Origin of the sequence: Paenibacillus sp. NPDC093718, assembly GCF_050279985.1 — a bacterium.
In the GTDB taxonomy this organism is placed as follows: domain Bacteria; phylum Bacillota; class Bacilli; order Paenibacillales; family Paenibacillaceae; genus Paenibacillus_AQ.
Genome location: NZ_JBNNUS010000012.1, coordinates 205352 through 217271 on the forward strand (window position 1 = coordinate 205352; position 11920 = coordinate 217271).

At 49.4% G+C, this 11920-nt stretch carries 12 protein-coding genes; 11 read left to right on the forward strand and 1 reads right to left on the reverse strand.

The features are described 5' to 3' along the window. Positions 1-181: 181 nt before the first annotated feature. The 10 genes from ACQKPA_RS28700 (at position 182) to ACQKPA_RS28745 (ending at position 9918) form a co-directional block, all read left to right on the forward strand. Complete coding sequence (locus ACQKPA_RS28700) at positions 182-562, forward strand: ATPase (RefSeq protein ID WP_427495805.1); 381 nt, start codon at positions 182-184, stop codon at positions 560-562. Between the two features lie 173 nt (positions 563-735). After that, the gene (gatC, locus tag ACQKPA_RS28705; protein WP_427495806.1) at positions 736-1023 is read left to right on the forward strand and encodes an Asp-tRNA(Asn)/Glu-tRNA(Gln) amidotransferase subunit GatC; all 288 of its coding nucleotides are present in this window, start codon (positions 736-738) and stop codon (positions 1021-1023) included. Positions 1024-1043: 20 nt separating this feature from the next. Next, the gene (gene gatA, locus ACQKPA_RS28710) at positions 1044-2501 is read left to right on the forward strand and encodes an Asp-tRNA(Asn)/Glu-tRNA(Gln) amidotransferase subunit GatA (protein ID WP_427495807.1); all 1458 of its coding nucleotides are present in this window, start codon (positions 1044-1046) and stop codon (positions 2499-2501) included. A gap of 30 nt (positions 2502-2531) precedes the next feature. After that, positions 2532-3971 carry an Asp-tRNA(Asn)/Glu-tRNA(Gln) amidotransferase subunit GatB gene (gene gatB, locus ACQKPA_RS28715; protein ID WP_427495808.1) on the forward strand — a complete coding sequence of 480 codons (1440 nt, stop codon included), beginning with the start codon at positions 2532-2534 and terminating at the stop codon, positions 3969-3971. A gap of 216 nt (positions 3972-4187) precedes the next feature. Then, a complete protein-coding gene (locus ACQKPA_RS28720; RefSeq protein ID WP_427495809.1) occupies positions 4188-4646 on the forward strand; it encodes a GNAT family N-acetyltransferase in 459 nt (152 codons plus the stop codon). A 49-nt stretch (positions 4647-4695) separates the two neighbouring features. Then, positions 4696-5409, forward strand: coding sequence for an MgtC/SapB family protein (locus tag ACQKPA_RS28725; RefSeq protein WP_071219583.1), 714 nt, complete (start codon positions 4696-4698; stop codon positions 5407-5409). A 195-nt stretch (positions 5410-5604) separates the two neighbouring features. Beyond that, on the forward strand, positions 5605-6216 hold the full coding sequence (locus tag ACQKPA_RS28730) for a hypothetical protein (RefSeq protein ID WP_427495810.1): 612 nt from the start codon (positions 5605-5607) through the stop codon (positions 6214-6216). A gap of 43 nt (positions 6217-6259) precedes the next feature. Continuing rightward, the gene (locus ACQKPA_RS28735; protein WP_427495812.1) at positions 6260-7579 is read left to right on the forward strand and encodes a DUF4097 family beta strand repeat-containing protein; all 1320 of its coding nucleotides are present in this window, start codon (positions 6260-6262) and stop codon (positions 7577-7579) included. 87 nt (positions 7580-7666) lie between these two features. After that, positions 7667-8086: a peroxide-responsive transcriptional repressor PerR gene (gene perR / locus ACQKPA_RS28740; protein WP_071219580.1), complete on the forward strand. Its 420-nt coding sequence runs from the start codon at positions 7667-7669 to the stop codon at positions 8084-8086. A 116-nt stretch (positions 8087-8202) separates the two neighbouring features. Beyond that, positions 8203-9918: a glycosyl hydrolase family 18 protein gene (locus ACQKPA_RS28745; RefSeq protein WP_427495813.1), complete on the forward strand. Its 1716-nt coding sequence runs from the start codon at positions 8203-8205 to the stop codon at positions 9916-9918. Positions 9919-10045: 127 nt separating this feature from the next. Here the strand turns inward: ACQKPA_RS28745 and ACQKPA_RS28750 are convergent, their stop codons facing one another. Next, positions 10046-10411, reverse strand: coding sequence for a YgzB family protein (locus ACQKPA_RS28750; protein ID WP_071219578.1), 366 nt, complete (start codon positions 10409-10411; stop codon positions 10046-10048). Between the two features lie 186 nt (positions 10412-10597). Here ACQKPA_RS28750 and ACQKPA_RS28755 point away from each other — a divergent pair, with 186 nt between their 5' ends. Next, entirely contained in the window at positions 10598-11476 is an 879-nt protein-coding gene (locus ACQKPA_RS28755) for a hypothetical protein (protein ID WP_427495814.1), read from the forward strand. The last annotated feature ends 444 nt before the right edge of the window (positions 11477-11920 follow it).

Genomic DNA, 11920 nt, shown 5'->3' on the forward strand with positions numbered 1-11920 from the left:
CATGGACATCTCTATCTTTTTTTAGTAGACTATGAAGACAAGAAAAACGTCTATCGACGTACGTTATCAGAAGAGAGGCCGTATTTAGCGGAAGTTTTTCTTGCGAGATAAGGATGATAAGCCGCTGAAGTTTATTTTTTCTTATCTCTTAAAAAAGGATAGACAACTCAGGAGGTAGACGATGCTGCGTTTAGGGGAAAAGATTACAATCGTTGCGGACGCCTTTGAGCAGAATCTTCCAATCGGTCAATACGGTTATATCATCGCGTATGACCGAAATCCGGACAATGCGTTCGATTACGTCATTCGGATTCCGAGCCTCAACCGTAATTTTTTTGTTCCGGCAGATGATATAGAGCTGGAATCAATCGTGTTGAAGCAGGAAGCCGAGCGGGTCGAGCGGGAAGCGCTCATCGATTTCGCCCTGTCGACATATAATGAGAAGCTGTTTCATCAAGTGATGAACGGCGAGTTGGAAAGTGTTGAAGAGGAAGAAGAAACCAAGGAAGCAATATCCCAGGCGGATTTCATCAAACAAGTGAATCTTCGTGCTTGGATTTAGAAGAGTCGGCTGAGGCCGACTCTTTTTTGATGGAATGGAAAAGTAACTCCGAAGCGGCAAGCTTCAAGCTGTTTGGATTGAATCTTGCATGCTTCTACAATATAATGAGAAAAGTTGTCGTGACAGACTTTACCCCTTTAACTGGATAGGGGCATGAAGGAGGATGTAAAGCCATGAGCATTACCGATAAGGATGTTCAGCATGTAGCGAAGCTGGCCCGTTTGAATTTGACGCCTGAAGAAGAGAAGATGTTTACCGGCCAACTGAATGCGATTTTACAATATGCCGAGAAAATAAATGAATTGGATACAGAAGGTGTTGAGCCGACTACACACGTGCTTCATCTCAGCAATGTCATGAGAGAAGACGAAGTGCGCGAGAGCTTGCCCATCGAGAAAGTGCTGCTTAACGCACCGGATGAAGAAGACGATCAAATTAAAGTACCTGCTGTTTTGGAATAGCCTGAAGGGAGGATACACACTTGAGTCTGTTTGATTACAAGTTAATGGAGATACATAATAAGCTGCGGAATAAGGAGCTTTCCGTAACCGATCTGGTTGACCAAGCTTTTACCCGTATTTCCGAACGTGAGGATCGGGTGAAGGCATTTATTACTTTGGACGAAGAAGGCGCTCGTTCATCCGCCAAGGCTTTGGATGAGAGGCTGGCTTCAGAGGGGACGCGCGGACTGTTGTTCGGGCTTCCTGTCGGAATCAAGGATAATATCGTGACAGAAGGACTTCGCACCACATGCGCAAGTCAGTTTTTGTCCAATTTCACGCCGGTTTATGATGCAACGGTTGTCGGTAAATTGCGTGCAGCGGATACCGTGACAATCGGCAAGCTGAACATGGATGAGTTTGCAATGGGAGGCTCCAATGAGAATTCCAGCTTCTATCCCGTGCGTAACCCATGGGATTTAGAGCGGGTACCCGGCGGATCAAGCGGCGGCTCGGCTGCGGCCGTAGCTGCAGGTGAGGCCTACTTTGCGCTGGGATCGGATACAGGCGGCTCCATCAGGCAGCCTGCCTCTTATTGCGGTGTCGTGGGACTGAAACCAACCTATGGCCTCGTATCCCGGTTCGGCCTTGTTGCCTTTGCATCATCGCTGGATCAGATCGGACCTTTGACGAAAAATGTGGAAGATTCCGCTTATGTCCTGCAAGCCATTGCCGGTTATGATCCGATGGATTCGACATCTGCCAAAGTGGACGTGCCCGACTATCTGAGCGCGTTATCCGGAGACGTTACCGGTCTTCGCATTGCTGTGCCTAAGGAATACCTGGGCGAGGGCGTTGACGCTGAAGTGAAGGAAACCGTCCTGAACGCACTGAAGGTGCTCGAAGCGCTGGGCGCTACCTGGGATGAAGTTTCCCTCCCGCATACCGACTATGCGGTAGCAACCTATTATTTGCTCGCTTCTTCGGAAGCCTCTTCGAACCTGGCCCGCTTTGACGGCGTCCGCTATGGTGTTCGTTCCGACAATGCAGGCAGCCTGATCGACCTGTATCATGAGTCCCGCAGCCAAGGCTTCGGCGATGAGGTGAAACGCCGCATCATGCTGGGTACCTATGCGCTTAGCTCGGGCTATTATGACGCCTATTATTTGAAGGCGCAGAAAGCCCGTACGCTCATCAAGCAGGATTTCGATAAAGTATTTGAGCAATATGATGTCATCATCGGACCTACAGCTCCGACTACGGCTTTTAAACTGGGAGCCCAGGTGGACGATCCGCTGACGATGTATTTGAATGATATCCTGACGATTCCTGTCAGCTTGGCAGGTGTGCCGGCAGTCAGTATTCCTTGCGGATTCGCGGACGGACTGCCAGTAGGTATGCAAATTATCGGCAAAGCCTTCGATGAGTCGACCGTACTGCGCGTCGCGCATGCCTATGAGCAAAATACTGAACACCACAAACGGCGGCCTGAACTGTAAACCGGCGGCAGAGAAGGAGGGAAACAATCGATGTCTACATCAAAATATGAAACGGTTATCGGATTGGAAGTGCACGTAGAGCTGCATACGAATTCCAAAATATTTTGCGGCTGCTCCACTGCGTTTGGAGCCCCGCCGAACACGCATACATGTCCCATCTGTCTTGGCCATCCCGGCGTGCTGCCCGTATTAAACCGCCAGGCCGTGGAATATGCCATGAAGGCTGCGATGGCGCTGAACTGCACCATTGGCGATGTCAGCAAATTTGACCGCAAGAACTACTTCTACCCGGATTCCCCGAAAGCATACCAGATTTCCCAGTACGATCAGCCGATCGGTGAGAACGGCTGGATCGATATTGAGGTGGACGGAAAGACGAAGCGAATCGGCATTACCCGGCTTCATCTGGAGGAGGATGCCGGTAAACTTACACACGTGGATGGCGGATATGCCTCGCTGGTTGACTTTAACCGCGTAGGAACGCCGCTGGTTGAGATCGTGTCTGAGCCTGAGATCTCAACGCCGGAGGAAGCCAAAGCTTATCTGGAGAAAATGCGCGCGATTATGCAATACTGCGACGTATCGGACGTGAAGATGGAAGAGGGATCGCTTCGCTGCGACGCTAACATCAGTCTTCGTCCATGGGGACAGAAGGAGCTCGGCACGAAGGCCGAGCTGAAGAATATGAACTCCTTCCGCGGCGTACAGCGCGGTTTGGAATATGAGCAGTACCGGCAAACGGAAATTCTCGATGAGGGCGGCGTGATCGTACAGGAAACCCGCCGCTGGGACGAAGCGCAGGCAAAAACCTTCTCCATGCGCGGGAAGGAGCAGGCGCACGACTACCGTTATTTCCCGGACCCGGATCTGGTGTCGGTCCATATTAGCGAAGAGTGGAAAGAGGCGGTTCGTGCGACGATCCCGGAGCTTCCGGATGCCCGTAAGGCACGTTATTCTTCGGAGTATGGATTGCCGGATTATGATGCCGCGGTCATCACGTCGTCCAAGCTGCTCGCCGACTTCTTCGAGGACAGCTTGAACTATACGAAGGATGCTAAATCCGTATCGAACTGGATCATGGGAGATTTGCTGGGTTATTTGAATTCGAACAATCTGGAGCTGTCTGAAGTGAAGATCACGGGCCAAGGCCTGGGCGAGATGATCGGATTGATCGAGAAGGGGACCATCAGCAGCAAAATCGCCAAAACCGTCTTCAAAGAGATGCTGGAGAGCGGCAAGCTGCCTGCGCAAATCGTTGAGGAGAAGGGCCTTGTCCAAATCAGCGATGAAGGTGCGATCAAGAGCATTGTCGAGCAGGTGGTTGCAAACAATCCGCAATCCGTGGAGGACTACAAGGCAGGCAAACAGAAAGCGATCGGCTTCTTGGTTGGCCAAGTGATGAAAGAGAGCAAGGGAAAAGCCAATCCTGCGCTGGCCAACAAACTGCTGGTGGAGGTGCTGAACGGATAATCAACGTGTATCCGTCATGTTCCCGAATTGTTTGTAGATAATGGGAGCTTGTCCCGCATCAGGGACAAGTTCCTTTTTAAGATATCGGAAAGTTTAAACTTCGGAGGGTCTGCTGCCTGATATCGCAAGAAAAACTACCGCTAAACGCGGTTTTTCTTCTTTGAGAGTACGTCGATAGACGCTTTTCTTATAATAACTTGGTTAGGGGATGAATATATGATAAGAGCATTATCTTTGGAGGATAGGGATACCGTCCAGCAGATATGGAGTCTGCAGCACATGGCGTACCCTTTGGAAGCTGAATTAATCGGATTCTCGGAAATCCCTCCGCTGCAGGATACCTTCGATACGATCCGTTCGTGCGGGGAAACCTTTTTTGGTTATATTAATGAAGAAGGCGATCTTATCGGAGCTATCGCAGTCGAGCCGGAACAGGAGCAGGTCACCATATCACGGATGATGGTCCATCCGGGTCATTTTCGCAAAGGGATCGCGGGGACATTAATTCGCCACGTGTTGGAATCCTATAAGGAGGCGCCCATGTTCGTTGTCTCGACAGGGACTCGTAATACACCTGCGGTAACCTTGTACGAGAAATTCGGGTTTGTTAAAAATCACGCTTTTGAGGTTGCTCCGGGTGTGGAATTGACCGAGTTCCATCTTCATATACAATGAATGATAACGCATAAGCGATTGAAGCAGACGTGAGGGGAGTATCGTTCTTTTGAATAATCCTTGGGTGATAGATAATGTATCCATTTTATTAAGATTGCTGCTTGCTATGCTGCTTGGCGGCTTGATCGGTTTCGAACGGGAGCGTTCCAACCATGCTGCAGGACTGCGGACGCATATATTGGTATGTTTGGGTTCTACGCTTATTATGCTGTTATCCATTTACGGTTTCTCCGACTTTGTGGACGAGATTAACGTTCGGATTGATCCAGCGCGCTTGGCAACGGCCGTCATAACAGGGATCGGTTTCTTGGGTGCCGGTACCATTCTGTTTACAGGTAAATCCATTACCGGACTAACCACTGCTGCGTCCATCTGGGTTGTGGGGGCCGTGGGGTTAGCGATTGGTGCCGGCTTTTATTTTGCCTCGATTGTATCGACGGTGCTGATTCTTCTTAATCTGGTTGTCTTCAATAAGCTGGAGCAGCGTTACATCCGCGGCAGCAAACTGCATCTGATTACTGTCCATGCAGCGAATACGCCGAATATTTTGGATGACATATCCGCTGTTCTGGAGGAACAGGAATTCGTGATCAAGAAGCTTATCGTTAACGAACGAAGCGGTGCGGCATACGGAGAGCTGCAGCCTGCGGTATTAGGGCTCGAAATCTCGCTGCAGGTTTTGACCGATCGCAAATTCGAACCGATGGAGATCACACGGCAGTTGCGGGGAATCGGCCATGTAACGATGGTAACGGCTGAATAGGATAGGGAATGAAGCATAACAAACGGCTACTGCTGAACCACCGGCGGTGCCGTTTTTTTGTAGATTTGCCAGCTTTCTGCGGACGGTCTATCCAGTTTTTTGCCAGTTACTTCAGCTCCTTGTTGGGGTACTATCAAAGAAAAACATCGTAAAACAACGCCTGTCCCAGGATGTTTGGAAGGAGGCGAGAAGGTTATGAATCCAACACCTGAACCACAAACCGAAGTCAGCAAGAAGAAACGGCATCAGGTCCAGGTTAAGCGACACCCGGGGCTGCAGCGAAAAAAGCGGAAATTATATGCACTTCTATTAGCCGCTCTCATTCCGGGTCTGGGTCATTTGTACCTCGGTATGTACCGTAAGGGGATAACATTTATAATGTTGCTGCTGCTGGACATATCGGCGCTTTTATATTTTTCTTCCATCGGAATGCAGATCAATGTACCGCTGCTTGTCGTTCTGGGTCTTCTGATTCCGGTGGGGTATTTTTATAACGTGTATGACGTGCTGCAGGCAGCGGAATATATGATTTCCCGAAAAAGACGTGGTGAGGCAGCGGCTGCTGCTTCCGAGGACGGATCAGGACGGAATCATCCGTTCCGGGGTGAGCGGGGAATCGCGTTTGGCCTCATGTTGGTTGTTACCGGGACGCTGCTCATTTTGTTTCACCAGAAGCCGCCTTGGCTGCAGGCAGGAATCCGCGACTATGGTGCGGAAACCTCTGCTGTCATGCTGATCGTGATCGGGATATGGGCGGGGATCCGGGAAGCTCTCCGTCACCGAAGAGACAAAGGCAAATCCCTATAACGCATACAGTGGTACGGTGATAACAGACGAGGGGAGGAGACGGATGAAACATAAAATTAGAGTGGGACGATATACAGCCGCCTTGCTGCTTGTATGCACGGGCGTTTTATTGCTGTTGGACGAGTGGAGAGGCACGGATTATATATTTATGCTCCAGCGCTGGTGGCCGCTGTTGTTTATCCTGCTCGGCGTCGAATATATAGTCAGGTACACGCTGTCGCGTCTCTTGGGCAGACGCAAAGAGTTTCGGTTTCGGCCTGACTTGACGGGGATTCTGCTTGCAGTGACTGTTACGGCCTCCGTATTCGTCATTTCCCAGCAGGAGCATTTTCTCCATCTCTGGAATCGGGTGAGCCTGAATTTGACGGCAGCGGGAGTGGATTACAGCGAAGCTGAAGGTAACCGGTTCGAGAAGCCGCTATTGGAGATTCCCGTTGAGCTTGAAACCGAGAAAATCATCGTCGATCACTTAAATGGGGATATCTCCATCACACGTCAGGATGTAGACGATATCAAGGTGGAGACGGAAGTATGGGTAGATCATGAGCAGCCTGGTTTAGCCGAAGCGATCGCCGAGCAGTCGACGATCGAAGTGGGGGAAGGCAAGACGATTACGATTCGGTCCAAGGGGAAGGCCTATGGAGAATCAGGCAAACGGCAGCCCCGTATGAATGTGAACATCGTGGTTCCGGATGATCGACGATTCAATTTTGAGATACGAACGATGAACGGAGCCATAACCTTAAACCGCGTGGAAGCGATTGAGAATATTTTGCTGGAGAGCGGTAACGGGCCGATTACGATGGATCGGATTTACGGAAATGTTACGGGCAAGACCTTAAATGGCGATATTACGGCGCGCGGCGTTACCGGTCATATTAAAATGTCCACTAACCGGGGGAATATGCTGGCCGTCGACATTACGGGCGAAACGGATTTGACCACGCAAGTGGGGAATATGACGGTAAAGCGAACGACCGATCATATCCGGGTTCAGACGAGAAACGGCAACATTCTGATCAGCGGGGTAGAGTCGCAATTAAGCGCTGAATCCCTCAATGGTGGAGTGGCTATACGGTCATCCCGCATTGGTGGCGATTGGAATGTGTATAGTGCGGTTGGGGAGATGAATCTTCACGTTCCGCTCGAAGGTGATTACAAGCTTGAAGGGACGATTAGCTATGGCAGAATTCTGACGACGCTGCCCAATCTTCTAATTGAACAGAAAACCATTTCCGGCGAATCCGGTACAGGCGAACATTCCATTCGTATAGAGGGAAACAGTAATCTGAACATCTTCCGAAGCTATCCGGAACAGGAGGAAGGCCGGAACAGCGGGGGCTGGACGCCTCTGCCGGATTGACAACATTCCAAGAAACGCCGTACAATGAAGTCTAAGAACGTTATAGGTTTTGTAAAAACCAGTTAAACTTAAAGGCGGTGGGCAACCATGGGAACGTCCGTACAGCATGCGCTGGAACAACTGAAAACGACCGGTGTCCGTATCACGCCGCAACGTCATGCCATTTTAACGTATCTGGTGGAATCTATGGGCCATCCGACAGCGGATGATATTTATCGGGCTCTGGAACCTAATTTTCCTAGTATGAGCGTAGCCACAGTATACAACAATCTAAAAATGTTTATTGAAGCCGGCATGGTGCGTGAGCTGACCTACGGGGACAACTCGAGTCGTTTCGACGCTAACGTATCGGATCATCATCATGTCATATGCCAGAGTTGCGGTAAAATTGAAGATTTCAGCTATCCGTCCCTTGAAGATGTTGGAATACAAGCGGAGAAAAGCACCGGGTTTGAAGTAAAGGGACTGCGAATGGAGCTGTATGGGCTCTGCAAGTCCTGCCAATAGACGCCGGTTGTTATAAATAAACGTGCGGAATGAACCATTCCACACGTTTTTATTTTTAAGGGCACTATTCGGCATCAAGGAATTAGTAATGAGCGAGAGTGAAATGGGGGAGTAGTTTGGCAAGAAGAAGATATCGGGGAAAGAAGAGGCGCACGAGAGGAGGCTCTTTCTTTCTGGGGTTGTTGTTGATCGCGGCGGGCGCCTGGTGGGTTGTCACCACAATATTTCCGAACCAGACCTATACCGTGCCGGATTGGCGTGGAATGGACAAGCCGATTTTTGTTCAGGGAGAGCTAAAGGAACAGCCTGCCCGGGGCTCCGGCGAAGAGCTGCTGCTGCCGATAACGGTTATTCAGGAGAGCGTGGATGCCAACATTCGTTATGAGCAGGAAACAAAATCCGTCCTTGTAACGACTTCGGAATCCGTATTCCGCATGAAGATGGACAGCACGAAGGGCGAGCTGAACGGCAAGGCGGTTACCATTCCCCGCGCACCTAAGCTGATTGACGGCATTGCCTATGTTCCGATTAAGCCGCTCAAACAGCATTATGGCGTGACCGTTCACGAGGACACCACGACAGGCGCCATCATTCTGATGCGTGCGGGGGATTCGATTCAGCTTGCCGAAGCAGCACCCGGTAATCCTGAGGAAACCGTGGCTCTGCGTGAGAGCGGGGAGAAGAAGTCTCCGATTGTACTGGACATGCCGGCCGGTGAGCGGCTTCGCGTATGGCGTGAAGAAGAGGGGCGGTTATTCGTCCAGGCGGATAACGGATATACGGGATATGTTACTAAAGAGCAGGTTAAACTTGGGGACGTAAAGGAAATTCCGACGCTTGCGCAGACTCCTTCGCGGGCAGAGCTGGAATGGAAGGATAAGTCGGTCAATCTGGCATGGGAAGCTGTTTATAACAAAAATCCCAGCACGGATAGCATTGGCGAACTGCCCGGTGTCAATGTGGTCAGCCCGACCTGGTTCAGCATTGTGGATGGTGAAGGCACGGTCAAATCCAAAGCGGTTAAGCAGTATGTAAGCTGGGCCCATAACAGGGACATGGAGGTTTGGGGTCTGATGGACAACAGCTTCGATCCGGACATGACAACCGAGGCGCTGTCTACTTTCGATAGAAGATCGCATATTATCAAGCAGATGCTGGCTTATGCCAAACAATATAAACTTGACGGAATCAATATCGACTTTGAAAATGTCCACACCAAAGATAAAGATCATGTCGTTCAGTTCGTGAGGGAAATGAAGCCGCTGGCCAAAGCCAGAGGGCTAATCGTTTCCATTGATGTGACGCCAAAATCGAACAGCGAGATGTGGTCGCTCTTTCTCGATCGGAAACGACTCGGAGAGACGATTGATTACATGATGGTGATGGCTTATGACGAGCACTGGGCCACGAGTCCGAAAGCGGGATCCGTATCCTCGCTGCCATGGGCCGAGCAGTCGGTAAGGCGAATCATGGAAGAGGACGCGGTACCGTCATCCAAGCTTGTGTTGGGCGTACCGTTATATACACGGGTCTGGACGGAAATCAGCGAGGCGGGAGAGACGAAGGTGTCCTCCAAAGCGATTGGGATGGAGAAGCTGCAGATCCTGCTTAAGGAACAGAAAGTGAAAGGTACGCTGGATGCCAGTTCAGGGCAGAACTATGTTCAATTCACGGAGGGAGAATCCATCAAGAAAATATGGATGGAGGACGGCACTTCTCTGCAATCCCGAGTGAATATGGCCAAAAAGCTGAAGCTTGGCGGCATTGCTTCGTGGAACCGAAGTTTTGCCATTCCGGAAACCTGGCATGTTCTGAAGACGATACATGATTAAGGATTAGTAGAACTTATTTTCATATCATAATAAAGAACCCGGTTATCACGAGGATAAACGGGTTCTTTGTGTTTAATCGTCTTACGAGTTGCAAATCCTATGGAGTATGCAGGTTCTGCAAATCACCTTAGGATCTGGTCTGCTGGGCTTCAAGCTCTTCTGCTGTGATGTTGGCCTGGCTTGGATCCAGTGTCAAAATCGTATGGCAGAACATGCAGCGGTCGGTTTTACCTAACATCTTGGTCAGTTTATTGCATTCCGGACACTGAATTTGGACGGCACTCGTGGATAGCATACCCGCCCAAAAGTAAATGCCGAGACTCCCCAGCATCATAATCAGGCCAAACACCAATCCGATTCCGGCGAATATTTTGCCTGCTTGGCCGAAGAATACGATTCCGGCTGTACCAAGCACCATAAGGCCCATCCCCAGCATCGTCAGCAGCAGTCCCCAAGTGCGGAAGGCGTTGATTTTTGCGTTCTTAAAGATCATGGCTCGAAAACTCCTGTCATTCAAATAGTTGTTTATGAAATAACGTGAACCGGAAATGAAATCTTGTATATTCGTTTATCGCCTTCCTAAGATCTTATATCCTAAAAGAAGGAACTTACATGGACATGTAGAATTACATTATAACTGAAATGGCTGAAATTCGCCAAGGAATGTATGGAGGGAAACGTGGAATTAACCAACTTTTCTTTTTATTATGGAAATACGGTTGATGAGGATGCTGTAGGGGCGATAGCATACCGTAATTCGGACAAAAGGCAGCAAGGACTGCTTGTTTATGATTTTGAGGTCAATATTGTTGTCGTGTATAACGGAACACCTGATGAGCCTCCCATCCAGCATTCTATTGTAGGCGGGGAACGCTGCCAGGTGGTAAGCATCGGGCTGGACGATTTGCATCGGGAACTCCTGAGCGGCACGCATAAAGTATTGATCAAATGCTTCCTAGAAGGAGATATCATAAAAGACGATCAAGATCGCCTGTCCAATCTGCGCCGTGATTTCCTTAGGTTTGCTGAACCGTTCCGGGAGCAAAAATTGTTTATTGGATTTGCCCACTTCTTACAAAAGTATATGGATGCCAAGATGCTCTTGAAGGAAGATCGGGGTTTGGATGCTTACCATACTCTATTAGAAGGTCTGCATCATTGGGGGCAGCTTGAACTGATCGAGCGGGGAATTCATCCGGAATCGGCTGTTTGGGAGCAGATTACAGGATTGAACACTCCCGTCCGCAAATTATATGAAGAACTTACGGTCAGTACGGAAACGCTCGGTCAGCGTGTGGAACTGGCCCTGCTGGCCTATGAATTCTCCATGATATCCAAACTGGAGAGCTCAGCAGCGCTGCTGCTCCGCGTATTAAGAAGCCGACGGAATCCCTGGACGATACAGGAGCTTATTCTCCACCCTGAGCTGGCACCTGTAAGCAAGGAGCTGCCGATCGTGATGCGCAAGCTGGTCTCTCAATCGCTTGTGAAGGAAGTTCCGATGTGGAGAGGGGTTCGGTCCTACGGATCAGAAGCCATCCGGTACTACATCGACTAAGGAAGGGCGCGAGTCCTTCTTTTTTTGTGCCGAAGTATTGGTATAACGGTTATAAAACTGCGTCTCAGGAAACAGTATCTAACGTTAGTGCAGATAATAGGATGTATCAGCCATGCAAAAATGTGTCAGAACGTTTGTTACAAGAAGTTGAAAAATAATTTGGCGAATCATGTTGACGAGCCACCTGTTTCTGTGATAAATTATAACTCGCCCCTTCGAAAGGGACTTTGATAATTCGGTTAAGAAAATGTCGAATTAAAAAGTTTTCAAAAAAAGTTCTTGACGAAACGATGGGCACCATGATATATTATAAAGGTCGCCGCTGAAAATGAGTTTTCGGCGAAAGACAAAGAAGTTGATCTTTGAAAACTGAACAACGAGTGAGTAAAACGAACCACTTTGGTGGGACGTTGAAATAGAGAATTGAACAAATTCTCGTCAGTT

Bases quoted from the DNA above. Each gene is read 5' to 3' on its own strand.
- ACQKPA_RS28700 (WP_427495805.1), top strand. From the start codon at position 182: ATGCTGCGTTTAGGGGAAAAGATTACAATCGTTGCGGACGCCTTTGAG.
- gatC (WP_427495806.1), top strand. From the start codon at position 736: ATGAGCATTACCGATAAGGATGTTCAGCATGTAGCGAAGCTGGCCCGT.
- gatB (WP_427495808.1), top strand. From the start codon at position 2,532: ATGTCTACATCAAAATATGAAACGGTTATCGGATTGGAAGTGCACGTA.
- ACQKPA_RS28720 (WP_427495809.1), top strand. From the start codon at position 4,188: ATGATAAGAGCATTATCTTTGGAGGATAGGGATACCGTCCAGCAGATA.
- ACQKPA_RS28730 (WP_427495810.1), top strand. From the start codon at position 5,605: ATGAATCCAACACCTGAACCACAAACCGAAGTCAGCAAGAAGAAACGG.
- ACQKPA_RS28735 (WP_427495812.1), top strand. From the start codon at position 6,260: ATGAAACATAAAATTAGAGTGGGACGATATACAGCCGCCTTGCTGCTT.
- perR (WP_071219580.1), top strand. From the start codon at position 7,667: ATGGGAACGTCCGTACAGCATGCGCTGGAACAACTGAAAACGACCGGT.
- ACQKPA_RS28750 (WP_071219578.1), bottom strand. From the start codon at position 10,411: ATGATCTTTAAGAACGCAAAAATCAACGCCTTCCGCACTTGGGGACTG.